Source organism: uncultured Microbacterium sp. (assembly GCF_947489255.1).
GTDB lineage: Bacteria > Actinomycetota > Actinomycetes > Actinomycetales > Microbacteriaceae > Microbacterium > Microbacterium phycohabitans.
The window spans coordinates 539,922-556,401 of record NZ_CANLCY010000002.1; the positions used below are offsets into that span (position 1 = coordinate 539,922).

Below are 16,480 nucleotides of genomic sequence, written 5' to 3' on the forward strand. Positions count from 1 at the left end.
GCCGGCCCGGACGACCGCGCAGCGGTGACCGGGGCCGGATCGGCCGTGGTGCTCATCGGTCCGATGGGCGCGGGCAAGACCAGTGTCGGGCGCCGCGTCGCGCGCGCCCTGGGCACGGCCTTCACCGACACCGACAAGCTCGTCGTACGCGACCACGGGCCGATCCGCGATCTGTTCCTCGCCCACGGCGAAGCGCACTTCCGCGCCCTCGAGCGCGACGCGGTCGTCGAGGCGCTCGGCCGCGGGGGCGTCGTCGCGCTCGGCGGGGGAGCCGTGCTCGACCCCTCGACCCGGGAACGCCTCACCGCGCATCGCGTCGTGCTGCTGACGGTCGCGCCGCACGTGGTGGCATCCCGCATCCACGGCGACGAACGGCCCCTGCTCGGCGGAGAAGACCCGGCCGAGCGCTGGCGGCGCATCTACGAAGAGCGGCGCCCCGTCTACGAGGCCGCCGCCGACATCACCATCGACACGTCGTCGGGGCCCCTGTCCCGCGTCGTCGACGACATCGTGGCCTGGGCGCAGAGCGTTCCGGCCCAGGAGAGATCATGAGCGACACCACCACGATCAGCGTCGCCGGCGACCCCGGCTACGACATCACCATCGGCCGGGGCCTGCTGACCACGCTGGGCGAGAAGCTGCCCGCCGCCGCGCGGAAGGTGCTCGTGGTGCACCCGCCCACCCTCGCCGCACAGGCCGAGGCCCTGCGCGCGCAGCTGGTGGGCGACCGTCAGGTGCTGCTGGCCGAGATCCCCGACGCCGAGCAGGGCAAGCGCGTCGAAGTGGCGGCGTTCTGCTGGCAGGTCATGGGCCAGGCCGACTTCACGCGCACCGATGTCGTGGTCGGCTTCGGTGGGGGAGCGGTCACCGACCTCGCGGGCTTCGTCGCGGCCACCTGGCTGCGCGGCGTCGCGCTCGTGCAGGTGCCGACGACCGTGCTGGGGATGGTGGATGCCGCGGTGGGCGGCAAGACCGGCATCAACACCGCCGAGGGCAAGAACCTCGTCGGCGCCTTCTGGCCCCCGGTCGCCGTGGTGTGCGATCTCGACCTGCTCGACACGCTGTCGAAGAACGAGGCCACCGCGGGCTTCGCCGAGGTGGTGAAGGCGGGCTTCATCTGGCATCCGGAGATCCTCGACCTCATCGAGGCCGACCCCACGGGGATCGTCGACCCGAAGGGCGACGCGTTCCGTCGGTGCGTCGAGCTCGCGATCGACATGAAGGCACGTGTCGTGGGCGAAGACCTGCGCGAGGCGGGTCTTCGCGAGGTGCTGAACTACGGGCACACGCTCGGCCACGCCATCGAGCACGCCGAGCGCTACCGCTGGCGTCACGGCGCCGCGATCTCGGTGGGCATGGTGTTCGCCGCCGAGCTGTCGCGCCTCGCCGGGCGCCTGTCGGACGACGTCGCGCAGCGCCACCGCACCGTGCTCGAGTCGCTCGGCCTGCCCACGACGTACCGCGCCGGCGCTTTCCAGACGCTGAAGGCCACGATGCAGCGCGACAAGAAGAGCCGCGGCAGCATGCTGCGCTTCATCGTGCTCGACGACCTCGCCCGCCCGACCGTGCTGCAGGCGCCCGACGAGTCGCTGCTGTTCGCGGCCTACCAGGAGGTCGGTGCGTGACCCGGAGCGCCTCGTGACGGAGGGGCGGGCCGGCGGCGCGACCGTGCGGCGCGTGCGCGCCGGGGAAGGCGCCCGGGTGCGCGAGCTGCGTCTGCGCGCCGTGAGCGACCCCGCGGCATCCATCGCCTTCCTCACCACGTACGAGCAGGAGCTCGAGCGCGACCAGCCGTTCTGGGACGAACGCGCGGCGGGCGGCGCCGACGGGGAGTCCGCGGCGATGTTCATCGCGGAGCGCGGTGAGGAGTGGATCGGCACGTGCACCGTGCTCGTGCGGCGCGCGGGTGACCTCGACCACACCGGACGGCGGTCGACGACCGACCGCGCCGACGTCGTCGGCGTCTACGTCGACCCGGCCCACCGCGGACGCGGAGCGATCGACGCGCTTCTCGACGCCGCGGCGCGCTGGTGCGCCGCTCGGGGCTTCGAGACGCTCTCGCTCGACGTCCACGTCGACAACGTCCGGGCGCAGGCGGTGTACCGGCGCGCCGGCTTCGTGGCGACGGGGGAGACCTTCACGGGGCCCATCGGCGCCGAGCGCGCGATGAGCCGCTCGCTGCGCGCGCTCTGACGCCGTTTCGACCCGGCGGCCCACCCTCACCCCGGGTGGACGAGCACGACGGCGGAGCGATTCGCCGACGCGCCGACTCTGGATGCCGCAGCGGAGCGTGTGCGCGGGTCTCCCGCCGTCGTGCCCGGACCAGCGGGATGCGCCGGGCGGCTGGGCAGGAGCGGATGCCGGCGAGCACGACGGCGGGGCGCGTTCCCGACGGCGGGGCGCGTTCCCGACACGCCGGCCCCGGACGGGACGACACGGCGTGTCCCGCGAGATTCCTGCCGATGTGCACGGGCCCATCCGCCGCCGCGCGACGACGCGCGGGAGCCCCGCCTTCCGGAGAAGACGGGGCTCGCTGACGCCGGTCAGACCGAGACGGGCACCCGGCGCTCGGCGGCGAGGCCGAGCTGGTCGGTGGGGACGTCCTTCGTCTCGCGAGCGGTCAGCGCGCTCACCGAGGCGATGACGGCGATCACGGCGGTGAAGACGCTGATCACGACCCATCCGCCGGCCGCGCCGCCGCCGAGGGCCGCGACGATGCTCGGGGCGAATCCGGCCATGAGGAAGCCGAGCTGGGTGCCGATCGCCATGCCCGAGAAGCGGACGCGGGTGCTGAACATCTCGCCGTAGAACGAGGGCCACACGGCGTTCGCGGCGGCGTATCCGCACGAGAAGGTGAGGATGGCGAGGCCGAAGGTGACGAGGTCGTTCCCGGCGCCCATCGACAGCATGTAGAACGGCATGAAGGCCGCCGACGACAGCGCACCGTAGATGAAGACGGGCTTGCGGCCGATGCGGTCGGCGAGCTTGCCGAACAACGGCTGGGTGAAGAGCGCGACGACGTTCGCGACCACGACGAGCCACAGGGTGACGCTCGCGGCGAGGCCCTGCTCCTTGCCGTAGGCGATCGCGAGCGTGCCGAACACGGTCGACACCGCGGCGATGAACGCGCAGCAGATCACGCGCAGCACGTCGCGCCAATGGTTCTTCAGCAGCGGGAGCAACGGCATCCGGGCGATCTGTCCGGTGGCCTTCGCCTGCTCGAACTCGGGCGTCTCGTGCAGGCTCCGGCGGATGAAGAACGCCACGACGACGACCACGGCGCTGAGCCAGAACGGCACGCGCCATCCCCACGAGAACTTGATCTCATCGGGCAGGGCGACGACGGGGATGAAGATCAAGGCGGCGAGGATCTGACCGCCTTGCGTTCCGGTCAGGGTCCACGAGGTGAAGAACGAACGACGTCCGTCGGGGGCATGCTCGAGCGTGAGCGACGAGGCTCCGGCCTGCTCACCCGCGGCCGACAGGCCCTGGGCGAGACGGCACAGCACGAGGAGGGCGGGAGCGAACCAGCCGATCTGCGCGAAGCCGGGGAGGCAGCCGATGATGAACGTCGACAGGCCCATCAGCACCAGCGTGAACATCAGCACCTTCTGGCGTCCGATGCGGTCGCCGAAGTGGCCGAGGATGACGGCGCCGACGGGACGGGCGATGTAGGCGAAACCGAAGGTGGCGAACGACATCACCAGGGCCGCCTGATCGCCCGACGGGAAGAAGACCGTCGGGAAGATGAGGGCCGCGGCAGAGCCGAACAGGAAGAAGTCGTAGTACTCCACGGCGCTGCCCATGAAGCTGGCGGTGGCCGCCTTCACGGGAGTCTTCCGCGTCGTTGCGGGGGTGGTCATGGACGAGTGCTCCTTTTAGCGGGCGAGAGCCGGGTCGACGGGTCGGTCGAGGGCTCCGTCGGACGTGACGAGGTCGAGGAAATGGGCGGTCATGCGGTCGGGATCGGGTCGCGTCCCGGTGATGAGGGCGAACGCATCGACGGCCTGGTGGACCGCCATGCGTCCGCCGCTGAGGGTGCGGCAGCCGCGCTCGCGCGCGGCGACGAGGAGTTCGGTGTCGAGGGGGCGGTAGACGATGTCGGCGACCCACAGCTCGGGGCGCAGCAGGCCGGCGTCGAGGGGGAGCCCGGGGTGCTCCGCCATGCCGACCGGCGTGCAGTGCACGAGGCCGTCGGCCGTCGCGAGCACGGCGGCGAGATCGGCCGGCGCTGCGGTGTCGACGAGGGCGAGCGGATGCCGTGCCGCCAGGTCGTCGGCCAACGCCCGGGCGCGAGCGGCGTCGAGGTCGACGATGCTCAGGCGGGCGGTGCCGAGGCGCAGCAGCGCGTCGGCGACGGCGGAGCCCGCCCCGCCCGCGCCGAGCTGGACCACGTGCCGGGTCTCGGCATCCGGGAGTCCGTCGGTGAAGGCCGCGGCGAAACCGGTGGTGTCGGTGTTGTGGCCCACGCGCCCGGTCGGGGTGAACAGCACCGTGTTGACCGCTCCGAGAGCGGCGGCGACGGGGTCGATGCGATCGAGGTGGGCCAGGACGCTCTGCTTGCAGGGGTGGGTGACGTTGACGGCGTCGTATCCGAGGCGTTCGGCCCACGCGAGCACCTCGCCGATGCGGGCGGGGTCGATGCCGAGCGCGGTGAGGTCGAGCGGACGGTAGACGTAGGCGAGACCGAGGGCGCGGGCTTCGGCCATGTGCATCGGCGGCGTCAGCGAGGGGAGCACACCCGTGCCGATGAGGCCCACGAGGTAGGGGTGCGAGTCGTTCACGGTACTCCTTCGTCTCCGCGACACCGGTCAATGTACTAACCGGTACGTTCAGAGGAAACCACGCTCGCCTGCTCGTGTCAACGACGGATTCCGGGTGTCGCGCCACCACGGCCGCACTCGCGCAACGCGGCGTCGGCCCACCCCGCGTGCGGGACGTTCCCACCCATCGAGTGTCCAGGACACGCCGCACGCGAGAGTCCCCAGTCGGCGTGTCTCGGACACTCGACGGATGCCGGGGCCACGGCGCGGACGGGCGCGCGAGCGCGGATGCCGCAGCCCGATCCGTCGCGCCGATGCCGGCCGCGGGGAGTCAGCGCGCGGGCGCGGTGAGCCAGCCGACGACCACGTCGCCGATCACCGCGCGGAGGTGCGACCGGCGGTCGGGGGAGGCGAGGTCGACGTCGAACAGGTGGCCGAACGTGTACTGGTTGGCGACCTGGAACACGCAGTACGAGCTGATCACGAGGTGCACGTCGATGGCATCCACGTCGGCGCGGAAGATCCCGGCCGCACGCCCGCGCTCCAGGATCTCGTCGAGCAGCCCCTTCGCGGGCTGAGACTGGGTCCGCAGCCCCTCGATCTGCCGGATGAACGCCCCGCGGTGGATGTTCTCGATCGCGACGAGGCGGATGAACGCATCGTGGCCCACGTGATGGTCGAAAGTCAGCTCGGCGAGGGCGCGGATGGCGTCCACGGGGTCGGCGTGGTCGACGTCGATCGCGCGCTCGGCCTCGCGGATGCCGCGGTAGGCCTCTTCGAGCACGGCCCGGTAGAGGCCCTCTTTGCCGCCGAAGTAGTAATAGATCATCCGCTTGGTCGTGCGCGTGCGCGCGGCGATCTCGTCGACCCGGGCGCCCGAGAACCCGTCTTCGGCGAAGACCTCGGTGGCCACCGCCAGCAGTTCGGAACGCGTGCGTTCGGCGTCTCGACGTGCCTCGGCCATGGGCCCAACCTACTGGACGCGCGGGGTGGACCCGCTTTGTACTAACTGGTACATTCAGCCGCCATGAAGACCTCGATGGCGACCGTCTGCATCAGCGGCACCCTGGCCGACAAGCTCCACGCGTGCGCCGAGGCGGGATTCGACGGCGTCGAGATCTTCGAACCCGACCTGCTCGCTGCTCCCGAGAGCCCCGAGGAGATCGCCGCCCTGGCCGCCCGTCTCGGACTCACCCTCGACCTCTACCAGCCGATGCGCGACGTCGAAGGCGTCGACGAGGACGCCTTCCAAGCGGTCCTCCGGCGCGCCGAGGCGAAGTTCCGTCTGATGAACCGGCTCGGCATCGACCTCGTGCTCTGCTGCAGCAACGTCGCCACGGCCACGGTCGACGACGACGCGGTGAGCGCCGACCAGCTGCGGCGCCTCGGAGACCTGGCCGCGGGCTACGGCATCCGGATCGCGTTCGAAGCCCTCGCCTGGGGACGCTTCATCGACGACTACCGTCGCGCGTGGCGCGTCGTCGAGCTCGCCGACCACCCGGCGGTGGGGGTGTGCCTCGACTCGTTCCACATCCTCTCGCGCGGACACGATCCCGCCGCGATCGCCGACATCCCGGGCGAGAAGATCTTCTTCGTCCAGCTCGCCGACGCCCCGCGCCTCAGCATGGACGTGCTGTCGTGGAGCCGGCACCACCGTCTCTTCCCCGGCGAGGGCGACTTCGACCTCGCCGACTTCACGGCGCGGATCGTGGATGCCGGGTACTCCGGCCCGTGGTCGCTCGAGGTCTTCAACGACACCTTCCGCCAGACCGATGCCCGGCGCACCGCCCGTCACGCGCGGCGCTCGCTGCGCTGGCTCGAGGATGCGGTCTCGCGAACGCTCACCGACGCCCCGGGCGATCTGCAGATGCTCCCCGACTCCGCCGCGCCGTCGGCGGTCGACTTCGTCGAGATCAAGGCCGAGGACACCTCCGCGGTCGAGGAGCTGCTCGGGCAGCTCGGCTTCACCCCGCGGGGTCGGCACCGCACCAAGCCGGTGACGCTGTGGACGGCCGGTCGCGCGCGCGTCGTGCTCAACGAGCAGCACGCCCGGGGGTGGGAGCCGCGCCTGGCCGCGATCGGACTGGAGGTCGACGACGCCGAGGCCGTCGATCTGCGCATGCTCGAGCTGCACGTGCCGCGCGCCTACCGCCGCACGTACGCGACCGAGGAGCGCCTCGACGGTGCCGTGGCCCCCGACGGCACCGAGGTGTACTGGGCGCAGGCCGCCGACGAGGGAGAACCCGGCTGGGTGGCCGAGTTCGAGCACGGCGGACCCGAGGCCCCCACCGCGATCGAGGGCGTCGATCATGTCAGCCTGTCGCAGCCGTGGCAGGCGATCGAGGAGGCCACGCTGTTCTATACGGCGGGCTTCGCCCTCCGCGTCGACAGCAGCACCGAGGTCCCCGGCCCCCAGGGACTCGTCGCGAGCCGCGTGCTCGGCTCGCCCGGCGGAGAGGTGCGGCTGCCGCTGAACGTCGCGCCCCCGATCCTGGCGGGGGAGAGGGCCGCGCTGCCCCAGCACGTCGCCTTCCGCTGCGCCGACGTCCGCGCGCTCGCCCGCGCCGCCCGAGAACGGGGTTTCGTGCCGCTGGCGATGCCCGGCAACTACTACGACGACATCGCGGCCCGCTTCGACCTGCCCGCCGAGGCCGTCGCCGAGCTGCGCGAGCTGCACCTCGGATACGACCAGGATGCCGCGGGCACCTACCTGCACTTCTACACGCGCACGATCGGCGAGGTGTTCCTCGAGTTCGTCGAGCGCGGGGGCTCGTACGCCGGGTACGGCGCGGGCACGGCGCCCGTGCGCCTCAGCGCGCAGGGGCGCCGCTGATAGCGTGCCGGACATGACCACGCCCCGCCGACTGCTGCTCGTCAACGGCCCCAACCTGAACCTGCTCGGCACCCGCCAGCCCGAGATCTACGGCCGCGACACCCTTGCCGACGTCGAGCGGGTCACGACCGCGGCCGCCGAGCGCCACGGCCTCGAGGTCCGGGCCGTCCAGAGCAACCACGAGGGCGTCCTCATCGACGCGATCCACGCCGCCCGGCTCGACTGCGCGGGCATCGTCATCAACGCCGGGGGACTCACGCACACCTCGGTCGCGCTGCGCGACGCCCTGGCATCCGTCGACCTCCCGGTCGCCGAGGTGCACATCTCGAACATCAAGGAGCGCGAGGCGTTCCGGCACTTCTCGTACATCGAAGCGGTCGCGGCGGTGCACGTGATCGGCGAGGGCGTGCCGGGGTACGCGCGAGCCGTCGACCTGCTCGTGGAGGTCGTCTCGGGCCGCGCCGACGGCTGAGGGTGCGGATCACGTAGACTCTGACGTCGGGCTCTCGCCCACTTCGACTCACGAAACGGAATATCGGCACTCATGGCATCCACCGCAGACATCAAGAACGGCGTCGTCCTGAACATCGACGGTCAGCTCTGGAGCGTCGTGGAGTTCCAGCACGTCAAGCCCGGCAAGGGCGGGGCGTTCGTCCGCACCAAGCTCAAGAACGTCATGAGCGGCAAGGTCGTCGACCGCACGTTCAACGCCGGCGCCAAGGTCGACGTCGAGAACGTCGACCGTCGCGACTTCACCTACCTCTACAACGACGGCGAGGGCTTCGTCTTCATGGACGTCGCCGACTACGACCAGATCACCGTGGGCGCGGCGACCGTCGGCGACGCGGCGAACTTCCTGCTCGAGAACCAGCAGGTGCAGATCGCGCTGAACAACGGCAACCCGCTCTACATCGAGCTCCCGCCGTCGGTCATCCTCGAGGTCACCTACACCGAGCCGGGCCTGCAGGGCGACCGCTCGTCGGCCGGCACCAAGCCCGCCACCGTCGAGACCGGCTACGAGATGCAGGTTCCGCTGTTCCTCGAGACCGGCACCAAGATCAAGGTCGACACTCGCACCGGCGAGTACCTCGGCCGTATCAGCTGACGTCTCGATCCCGACAGAATGAGTGCTCGTACCAAGGCGCGCAAGCGCGCCCTCGACATCCTGTTCCAGGCCGACGTGCGCGGTGAGGAACTGCCCGTCATGCTCGCCACCGAAGCGAAGCGTGCGGCCTCCGAGCCCGACCGTCAGGCCTCGTGGCTGTACGCCCGCGACATCGTCGACGGCGTGATCGACAACCGCGACGCGATCGACGAGCAGATCACCACCTTCGCCAAGGACTGGTCGCTGCAGCGCATGCCCGCCGTCGACCGCGCGCTCCTGCGCATCGGCACGTGGGAGATCCTCTACAACGACGAGGTGCCGACGGCCGTCGCGATCGATGAGGCCGTCGAGTTGGCGAAGGAGTTCTCCACCGACGACTCCGGTTCGTTCGTGCACGGCGTGCTGGCGCGGATCGCGCGCTCGTCCTGATCACGCCGCCCGACGTGCTCCGACGCGGCCCCGACAGAGCGTCGGAGGTCGCGTCGCGGCGTTTCCGGGGACCGCGGCGGTCCGCAGCGCGCCGGGCGATGTCGGGGGTCGGGGAGAGGATCATTCCGTGAGTTCGTGGCGCGACCTGCTGCCCGGGGCGGAGCGTGCGTCGTTCGATGCGCTCGCCCTGGGCGTCGAGCTGCGCCAGCGCGAGGCCTACGACCCGGCGCGCTGGGAAGCGCGAGCCGTCGTGGCGGTGACGCCCCGCCTGCTCGCCCGACGGCAGGACGACCTGCAGCTCGTCGCCCGCCCCCTCGTGCGCGGTGCCCGCGAGACATGGATCCGAGCGGATGCCACCTGGGATGCCGTGCGCCGATCCTCCGGACGCTTCGACCCGGCCCACGTCCGGTGGTTCGCCGAGCTGCACGCCCTTGCTCAGGCGCTGCGCACGACCGGACCGTTCGCCGCCTCGGGCGACACGGTGGCCCTCGACGCCGTCGACTCCCCGCTGCTGTGGTCGCATCTGGCCGCGGCGGGGGAGTTCGGCATCCCGATCGTCGCGATGCACCCGCAGCAGAGCGTGCGACTGGCCGGTTCCGCAGAGGCGCGCGTGGCCATCGACGCGGTGGGCGGGGGAGGGCTGCGCCTGACCGCCCGCGTTTCGGTCGACGGCGAGTCCGTGCCGGCCGCGCACGCGCGCGCGATCGGTTCATCGGGACTGTTCACCTTCGCGCTCGAGCGCGATCCGGTGCCGATCGTGCTGGCGCCCGTCCCCCTGCCGGCGCCCCTGCCCGCCCTGGTGGGCACCGACGGTGTCGACATCCCGCGCGCGGAGGCGGAGGAGTTCCTCACGGAGGCCTACCCGCGTCTGGCGCGCCGGGCACCGCTGGCGGTGGGCGCCGGGGTCCCCGCGCCACCCGCCGCGCGGCCGACGCTGGAGGTCGCGGTGACCTATGCCGACGACGAGGTCTCGTACCGCCTCGACTGGGTGTACCCGGGGTCCCTCCGCTTCGCGTACGACAGCGAGCACCCCGGCACCGGTCCCGCCCGCGCGGCCAGCGGTGAGGGCTCCGGTGCCACGGTCGCCCCCGAGTCGGTCGCCCTCGACGCGGTGGATGCCGGAACGAGCGGCTCCGAGCGCGACCCGCGCGCCGAAGCCCGGATCGGCGAGCGTTTCGAGACCGCCTGGATGACGGCATCCGATCTGCCCATCGCCGCCCGCGCGCGCCTGCACGACGCCGATGCGGCCGCGTTCTGCACGCGCGTGCTCCCCGCCGTCGACGTGGTGGACGAGGTGCGGGTGCGCACGAGCGGCGCCGTTCCGGCGTTCCGCGAGCTGCGCGGCGATCCGACGCTGCGCGTCACGGCCGTCGAATCCGTCGACCGCGACTGGTTCGACCTGGGCATCGTGGTCACGATCGACGGGCGGACGATCCCGTTCGGCACGCTGTTCTCGGCGCTGTCGCGGGGCCGCACGCGCATCAAGCTGTCCGACGGGGCATGGTTCTCGCTCGCGCATCCCTCGCTGCAGCGCCTGCGCGACCTGCTCGAGGAGGCCGCGGCACTCGACGAGTGGGAGACCGGCCCTCGCCTTCCGCGGACGCACCTCGCGCTGTGGTCCGAGTTCGAAGACCTCGCCGATCAGTCCGAGGCCGCCGTCGAGTGGCGCGGCCTCGCGCGGGCACTGCGCGAGGCCGACGAGGTACCCGCCGTGCCGACGCCGCCGGGCTTCCTCGCCGCGCTGCGGCCGTATCAGCGCGACGGGCTTTCGTGGCTCGCGCTCCTGCACGGGCACCGGCTCGGCGGCATCCTGGCCGACGACATGGGACTCGGCAAGACGCTGCAACTGCTGGCCCTCATCGCGCACACCCGCGCGCTCGGCGACCGGCGCCCGTGGCTGGTCGTCGCGCCCACCTCGGTGCTGCCCACGTGGCGCGACGAGGCGGCGCGCTTCGCCCCGGGGCTCCGCGTGCGCGTGATCGAGGCCACGGCGGTGCGCCGCGAGCACACCGTCGCCGCCCTCGCGGGTGATGCCGATGTGGTGGTGGCCTCCTACGGCGTCGTCCGGGCGGATGCCGCCGAGTTCGCCGTCCCGCACTGGTCGGGCGTCGTGCTCGACGAGGCGCAGTTCGTGAAGAACCCCGCGACGCGGATCCACCGCGCGATCGGGGCCCTGTCCACCGACGCCGTCTTCGCCGCGACGGGGACGCCGATCGAGAACGGCCTCGACGATCTGTGGGCGCTGCTGGCGCTGACCGCGCCCGGGCTCTTCCCCTCGATCCGGCAGTTCCGCGAGGACTACACCCGCGCCATCGAGCAGCTGCCGACCGACCAGCCCACGGCACTCTCCGCCGCCGCGTCGAGCGCGCATCGTGAGAAGACGCTGGATCGCCTCCGTCGCCGGGTGCGGCCGTTCCTCCTGCGGCGCACCAAAGACGTCGTGGCCGCCGATCTTCCTCCCAAGCAGGAGCAGGAGATCGTGGTGCCGCTGGGCCCGGCGCATCAGGAGGTCTACGACCGGGTGCTGCAGCGCGAGCGGCAGAAGGTGCTCGGGCTGCTCGACGACCTCGATCGTCAGCGCTTCATCGTGTTCCGGTCGCTCACGCTGCTGCGGATGCTCGCGCTGGCCCCGGGCCTGGTCGACGAGCGCGATGCGCATCTGGGCTCGGCGAAGCTCGACGTGCTCCTCGAGCGCCTGGTCGAGGTCGCCGCCGAGGGGCACCGCGCGCTGGTGTTCAGCCAGTTCACCTCGTTCCTCGATCTCGCAGCGGAGCGTCTGGATGCGGCGGGCCTGACCTACGCGCATCTCGACGGGAGCACCGCTCGGCGGGGCGAGGTGGTCGAGGGATTCCGCGAGGGCGATGCCCCGGTGTTCCTCATCAGCCTGAAGGCGGGCGGATTCGGCCTGACGCTCGTGGAGGCCGAGTACGTGTTCCTGCTCGACCCGTGGTGGAACCCCGCGGCGGAGAACCAGGCGATCGACCGTGCGCACCGCATCGGGCAGACCGAGAGCGTGTTCGTCTATCGGCTGATCGCCGCCGGCACGGTCGAGGAGAAGGTGCGCGCGCTCCAGCAGCGCAAGGCCGCGCTGTTCGACGCGGTGATCGGCGACGGCGAGGCGTTCGCGGCATCCCTCGACGCCGACGACATCCGGGGTCTGCTGGGGCCGTGACGCACGCGCGGCGGCGCCCTCGTCGGCTGCGCGATCAGCCCAGCTCGCCCGTCACGAACTGAGCGCGGCCGTGACCGAACGACCAATCGGCATCACCGTTCTCGGTGACGCTGACGACGAGGTCGCTCCCGGCGAGTCCGATCCGCTCGTGCAGCTTCTCCGCGAGCAGGCGGTACAGCGCGACCTTGGCGTCGTCGGTGCGCTGCTTCGACGACAGGCGCACGATCACGAGCCGCTCCGAGCGCTCGATGCCGAGTCCGGTGTCCAACGCCATCAGCTCGAAGGGCTCGTGCTGCGTGAGGATCTGGTAGCGGTCGGTGTCGGGAACTCCGAACGCCTCGACGACGGCATCCTGCACGGCGTCCAGCATCGTGCGCAGCTCGGTCTCGTCGTAGCGTCCGCGGATCGTGTCGATCATCACCAGGGGCATGGGGGTCCTTTCGTGGGGCTCTGCACGCTACCTCCGGTGAGTGTGGGTGCGGACGGCTTGACGCGGACACCCCCGCCCCTCTCAGGCCTCTTCCCGGAGCCCCGCGTAGACTCGACGGGTTCGCCAACGACACAGGAGCGGCATGAAGATCACCGGCCTCGGCCACGCGGGAATGTTCATCGAGACGCGCGGCGGCAGCATCATCTGCGACCCCGTCCTCGGTCCGAGCTTCTTCGGCTCGTGGTTCCCGTTCCCCGACAATCGCGCTCTCGATTGGGAGCGGTTCGGCACGGCCGACTTCCTCTACATCTCGCACCGCCATCGCGATCACTTCGATCCGGCACTGCTGGAGCGCTACGTGCCGAAGGACATCAAGGTTCTCCTGCCCGAGTACCCGACCGACGACCTCGAGCAGGACCTCCTCGCCCTCGGCTACACGAACATCGTGCGCACCGAGGCGGGCGTGCCCCTGCAGTTCGGCGACCTGAAGCTCATGGTGACGCCGCTGCGCGCCCCGTCGGATGGGCCCATCGGCGACTCGTCGCTGTCACTCGACGACGGCACGGCATCCATCCTCAACCAGAACGACTCGCACCCCCTCGACCTGGAGAAGCTGTTCGACTTCGGCAAGCCCGACGCCTACTTCACCCAAGTGTCGGGCGCGATCTGGTGGCCGATGGTCTACGACCTGCCCCAGGACGCCAAGCAGAACTTCGCCCAGCTCAAGCGCGACGCGCAGAACAAGCGCGCCATGTACTACATCGAGAAGGTGGATGCCGAGCACGTCTTCCCCATGGCGGGCCCGCCGATGTTCCTGCGCGAGGAGCTGTTCCGCTACAACGGCACGGGCCTGGAGAACGACTCGATCTTCACCGACCAGCGCGAGTTCCTCGCGCACATGAAGGAGCAGCGCCCCGACCAGAAGGGCTACCTGTTCCTCCCGGGCACCGAGGTCGAGGTGCAGGGGGCGGACGTCACCGTCACCCAGACGCTGTACACCGATGCCGAGATCGAGCGCGTGTTCGGCGACAAGTGGAACTACCTCGCCGAGCAGCGCGACAGCCGTCAGGCCGAGATCACGGCCGAGGAGGCGACGCGTGCCGAGGTCATCCCGCCCGCCGAGATGCTCGCCGCGTTGAAGGAGTGGTGGGAGCCGCTGCTGCGTCGCGCCCGCACGATCCGCAACGGCGTCGGTGGCGTGGTGCGGTTCCGCATCGGCGAGCTCGACATGGTCGTGGACTTCCCCAAGGCCAAGCTGCGCGAATACGCGGGGGAGGAGTGCATCTACTGGTACACGATCCCCGCCGACCTCGTGTCGACCAACATCCGCGACCACGAGATCGACTGGTCGAATTCGATCTTCCTGTCGATGCAGTTCGAGGTGGGGCGTTCGGGCAAGTTCAACGAGTTCCTCACGACGTTCCTCAAGTGCCTCTCGCGCGACCGCATCGAGTACGTCGAGAACTGGTACGCCGAGCAGAGCGATCAGACCGAGGATGCCGAGATCGGCGACTGGACCGTGCAGCGTCGCTGCCCGCACCTGCGTGCCGACCTGACGAAGACCGGCAAGATCGAGGACGGCGTGCTGACCTGTTCGCTGCACGACTGGAAGTGGGACCTGGAGACCGGTCGCTGCCTGACGACGACCGGTCACCCGATCCGCTCGTCGCGCGTGCGCACCACGCCGAGCGGCGAGCGCGCCGCCGCCGAGGTCGCCGCGGGCTGATCCTCGCCGGGGCTCCATCACGTCGCGGTGTGGGTCGCCGACGTTTCCGTGGCGGACGCCGAGTGGGGATGGCTGCTCCATGCGGTCGGCTTCGAGCGGACCGAACAGGGGGCCGACGGGGATACGTGGAGTGCCGGTGACGGCCCGTACCTGACGTTGACGACGTCGCCGAGCCTGTCGCGGCTCGACCACCGGCGCACGCTCTTTGCGCGCACCCCACAAAGCTCCCCCCGACGCACGCCCCCTGCGCGCACCCCTCGCCGAACACCCCTTCCGGGCGATCCGCATCCGTCCCGGACCGCTTCAGGCCGCGTCAAAGCGGCGCGGAGATCTCGACCGCAGCTGCACGGGCGGCCGCGCCTCGCCGGTGCGCGGGTCGGGTGGGGCGTGCAGCCAGTAGGTATCCCGGCCGGTCACGGGGTCCCGCTCCCGCACGATCCTCTCGCGCCGGTTGTGGAGCCCGAGGTGATGGTTTCGGCAGAGCGGAACGCCGTCGTCGACGTCGGTTCTGCCGCGATCCGAGGCCCAGTGATCGATGTGGTGCATCTCGCACTGCGAGATCGGGGCACGGCATCCCATGCCGACGCAACCGCCATCGCGCACCGCGATCGCGATCCGCTGGGCGCGCGTGAACAGACGCTGATGTCGGCCGACATCGAGTGGCCGACCCGCATCGCCGAGAGTCACCGGCACCGCACCCGCGTCGCACAGGTAGCTCTCGACCACCCCGCCGGGAAGGGCATCCCCACCGTCTTCGAGGTGCCCGACGCCGCGCACGGCCGTCTCGACGCTCGCCGCCGCGCCGCCGACTTCGTCGACCATGCGCGGTACCCCTCCGCCCGGGCTCCCGCCGGCGCTTCCCTTCCCGGCCGTCGTCAGCGCAGACGCCTCCACCACGATCCGCACCCCGGGCTGCCGGTCGCCGAACGCCTGCGCCGGATCGGCCGCCGCCCCGGTGCGCAGGACGGCGATCAGGGTGTCGTACGCGATCTGCTCGCCCGACCGCTCGTCGGAGACGGCACCCACCATCGCGTCCGCGCCCGCGCTCGCGCCCGCGCCCGCGCCCGCACCCGCATCCACGAACCGCGGACCCCGCCGCGGCCGCAACGCCGCCTGCAGGATCGCGTCGACCCACGCCGCCGCATCGTCGTCGAACACGAACCGGCCGTGCCTCTGCCCGTGCTCGTCGACCCACGAACGATATGACCGAGCGGCGAAGCGTTCCTCGAACCGCAGCGTCACGCCGACGGGGTCGAGGCGATCGCGCGCGATCCGCGCAGACGCCCGCAATTCTTCGACCGGCACGTGCGTTGCTTCGTCGATCAACCGTTCGACGGCCGTCACCCAGGCGCGGGGGAGAAAAGCCGGGTCGAGCTCGGGATACCTCTCGACGGGCGGCTCGCCCAACCCCAAGCGGATCGCCTGGAACTGCGCGTGACTGAGCGTCCCGTCTCGAAGCGCCCCGCTCATGCGGTCGAGCCACTCCTCGCCGGCGTTCTCGGGTACGACGCCCGGAGTGGCCGTAGGACCACCCCCGCCGGGCGCGATCGAGGAACGCAGCGAGGGCAGCAGATCGCCCCCGGTCTTCACCGCCCGCGACACCTCCCGCCTGCTCCGCCCGGTCAGCGTCTGCAGCAAGTCCGTGGCATTCCGGTGGCCCTGACGTTGCGCCAGCCCTGCCCCGCCCCGCTCGCGCGCCGAGCGCGCGTCGATGACGCGCGCCGCACAGGCCGCCAGCACATCGAGGGCGTTGCGTGCGGCGGTGATCTCGCTCACCAGCGTCAGGAGCTCGCGGTCGTCCAGCTCCTCGACCTCCCGGCCCGTCACCAGCGCGACGACGCGGTCGCTCGCCGCCCGAAGGCGGTCGACCGGCGCGTGCGATTTCATAGAACAAATGTACGAACGCCGTCATCGAGCCACCAGCGCCGGAGCGCGACACCACCCGCAACCGCCCAGGGTTCACCCGCCCGCACCCGCTAGACTCGACGAAGAACCACAGCAACCTTTAACCCCGTCCCGTGA

At 71.3% G+C, this 16,480-nt stretch carries 14 protein-coding genes; 9 read left to right on the forward strand and 5 right to left on the reverse strand.

The annotated features are described in order from the left end of the window. Nucleotides 1-63: 63 nt before the first annotated feature. Genes Q0818_RS06530 through Q0818_RS06540 form a run of 3 tightly spaced genes read left to right on the forward strand, consistent with a single transcriptional unit; the run spans nucleotide 64 to nucleotide 2,193 of the window. Complete coding sequence (locus tag Q0818_RS06530) at nucleotides 64-552, forward strand: shikimate kinase (RefSeq protein WP_298873154.1); 489 nt, start codon at nucleotides 64-66, stop codon at nucleotides 550-552. Further along, nucleotides 549-1,625, forward strand: coding sequence for a 3-dehydroquinate synthase (gene aroB / locus Q0818_RS06535; protein ID WP_298872908.1), 1,077 nt, complete (start codon nucleotides 549-551; stop codon nucleotides 1,623-1,625). Before Q0818_RS06530 ends, aroB begins: the two co-directional genes overlap by 4 nt. Next, nucleotides 1,618-2,193 (forward strand): GNAT family N-acetyltransferase, encoded by a 576-nt coding sequence (locus Q0818_RS06540; protein ID WP_298872910.1) that lies wholly within the window; start codon nucleotides 1,618-1,620, stop codon nucleotides 2,191-2,193. The genes aroB and Q0818_RS06540 overlap by 8 nt, the downstream gene beginning before the upstream one ends. Before the next feature lie 350 nt (nucleotides 2,194-2,543). On the opposite strand, the gene Q0818_RS06545 is transcribed toward Q0818_RS06540, so the two are convergent. The 3 genes from Q0818_RS06545 to Q0818_RS06555 all read right to left on the reverse strand — a co-directional run bounded on the left by Q0818_RS06545 (nucleotide 2,544) and on the right by Q0818_RS06555 (nucleotide 5,727). Then, nucleotides 2,544-3,863, reverse strand: a complete 1,320-nt coding sequence (locus Q0818_RS06545; RefSeq protein ID WP_298872912.1) for an MFS transporter — start codon at nucleotides 3,861-3,863, stop codon at nucleotides 2,544-2,546. Between the two features lie 15 nt (nucleotides 3,864-3,878). Then, a complete protein-coding gene (locus Q0818_RS06550; protein ID WP_298872914.1) occupies nucleotides 3,879-4,784 on the reverse strand; it encodes a shikimate dehydrogenase in 906 nt (301 codons plus the stop codon). Between the two features lie 310 nt (nucleotides 4,785-5,094). Next, entirely contained in the window at nucleotides 5,095-5,727 is a 633-nt protein-coding gene (locus Q0818_RS06555) for a TetR/AcrR family transcriptional regulator (RefSeq protein ID WP_298872916.1), read from the reverse strand. 63 nt (nucleotides 5,728-5,790) lie between these two features. Here Q0818_RS06555 and Q0818_RS06560 point away from each other — a divergent pair, with 63 nt between their 5' ends. The 5 genes from Q0818_RS06560 to Q0818_RS06580 all read left to right on the forward strand — a co-directional run bounded on the left by Q0818_RS06560 (nucleotide 5,791) and on the right by Q0818_RS06580 (nucleotide 12,302). Continuing rightward, nucleotides 5,791-7,596 (forward strand): sugar phosphate isomerase/epimerase and 4-hydroxyphenylpyruvate domain-containing protein, encoded by a 1,806-nt coding sequence (locus Q0818_RS06560; protein WP_298872917.1) that lies wholly within the window; start codon nucleotides 5,791-5,793, stop codon nucleotides 7,594-7,596. A gap of 13 nt (nucleotides 7,597-7,609) precedes the next feature. Then, nucleotides 7,610-8,068, forward strand: a complete 459-nt coding sequence (locus tag Q0818_RS06565; RefSeq protein WP_298872918.1) for a type II 3-dehydroquinate dehydratase — start codon at nucleotides 7,610-7,612, stop codon at nucleotides 8,066-8,068. 72 nt (nucleotides 8,069-8,140) lie between these two features. Then, nucleotides 8,141-8,701: an elongation factor P gene (efp, locus tag Q0818_RS06570; RefSeq protein ID WP_298872919.1), complete on the forward strand. Its 561-nt coding sequence runs from the start codon at nucleotides 8,141-8,143 to the stop codon at nucleotides 8,699-8,701. Nucleotides 8,702-8,719: 18 nt separating this feature from the next. Further along, nucleotides 8,720-9,130, forward strand: a complete 411-nt coding sequence (nusB, locus tag Q0818_RS06575) for a transcription antitermination factor NusB (protein WP_298872920.1) — start codon at nucleotides 8,720-8,722, stop codon at nucleotides 9,128-9,130. A 127-nt stretch (nucleotides 9,131-9,257) separates the two neighbouring features. Beyond that, the gene (locus Q0818_RS06580) at nucleotides 9,258-12,302 is read left to right on the forward strand and encodes a DEAD/DEAH box helicase (protein ID WP_298872921.1); all 3,045 of its coding nucleotides are present in this window, start codon (nucleotides 9,258-9,260) and stop codon (nucleotides 12,300-12,302) included. A 34-nt stretch (nucleotides 12,303-12,336) separates the two neighbouring features. On the opposite strand, the gene Q0818_RS06585 is transcribed toward Q0818_RS06580, so the two are convergent. Next, nucleotides 12,337-12,732, reverse strand: coding sequence for a tautomerase family protein (locus Q0818_RS06585; protein ID WP_298872922.1), 396 nt, complete (start codon nucleotides 12,730-12,732; stop codon nucleotides 12,337-12,339). A gap of 142 nt (nucleotides 12,733-12,874) precedes the next feature. On the opposite strand from Q0818_RS06585, the gene Q0818_RS06590 reads away from it, so the two are divergent. Beyond that, nucleotides 12,875-14,458, forward strand: coding sequence for an MBL fold metallo-hydrolase (locus tag Q0818_RS06590; RefSeq protein WP_298872923.1), 1,584 nt, complete (start codon nucleotides 12,875-12,877; stop codon nucleotides 14,456-14,458). A 303-nt stretch (nucleotides 14,459-14,761) separates the two neighbouring features. Here Q0818_RS06590 and Q0818_RS06595 read toward each other — a convergent pair whose 3' ends face one another. Further along, nucleotides 14,762-16,345 (reverse strand): HNH endonuclease signature motif containing protein, encoded by a 1,584-nt coding sequence (locus Q0818_RS06595; RefSeq protein ID WP_298872925.1) that lies wholly within the window; start codon nucleotides 16,343-16,345, stop codon nucleotides 14,762-14,764. Between the last annotated feature and the right edge of the window lie 135 nt (nucleotides 16,346-16,480).

Bases quoted from the DNA above. Each gene is read 5' to 3' on its own strand.
- Q0818_RS06590 (WP_298872923.1), top strand. From the start codon at position 12,875: ATGAAGATCACCGGCCTCGGCCACGCGGGAATGTTCATCGAGACGCGC.
- nusB (WP_298872920.1), top strand. From the start codon at position 8,720: ATGAGTGCTCGTACCAAGGCGCGCAAGCGCGCCCTCGACATCCTGTTC.
- Q0818_RS06565 (WP_298872918.1), top strand. From the start codon at position 7,610: ATGACCACGCCCCGCCGACTGCTGCTCGTCAACGGCCCCAACCTGAAC.
- efp (WP_298872919.1), top strand. From the start codon at position 8,141: ATGGCATCCACCGCAGACATCAAGAACGGCGTCGTCCTGAACATCGAC.
- Q0818_RS06530 (WP_298873154.1), top strand. From the start codon at position 64: ATGGGCGCGGGCAAGACCAGTGTCGGGCGCCGCGTCGCGCGCGCCCTG.
- Q0818_RS06555 (WP_298872916.1), bottom strand. From the start codon at position 5,727: ATGGCCGAGGCACGTCGAGACGCCGAACGCACGCGTTCCGAACTGCTG.
- Q0818_RS06545 (WP_298872912.1), bottom strand. From the start codon at position 3,863: ATGACCACCCCCGCAACGACGCGGAAGACTCCCGTGAAGGCGGCCACC.
- Q0818_RS06560 (WP_298872917.1), top strand. From the start codon at position 5,791: ATGAAGACCTCGATGGCGACCGTCTGCATCAGCGGCACCCTGGCCGAC.
- aroB (WP_298872908.1), top strand. From the start codon at position 549: ATGAGCGACACCACCACGATCAGCGTCGCCGGCGACCCCGGCTACGAC.
- Q0818_RS06585 (WP_298872922.1), bottom strand. From the start codon at position 12,732: ATGCCCCTGGTGATGATCGACACGATCCGCGGACGCTACGACGAGACC.
- Q0818_RS06595 (WP_298872925.1), bottom strand. From the start codon at position 16,345: ATGAAATCGCACGCGCCGGTCGACCGCCTTCGGGCGGCGAGCGACCGC.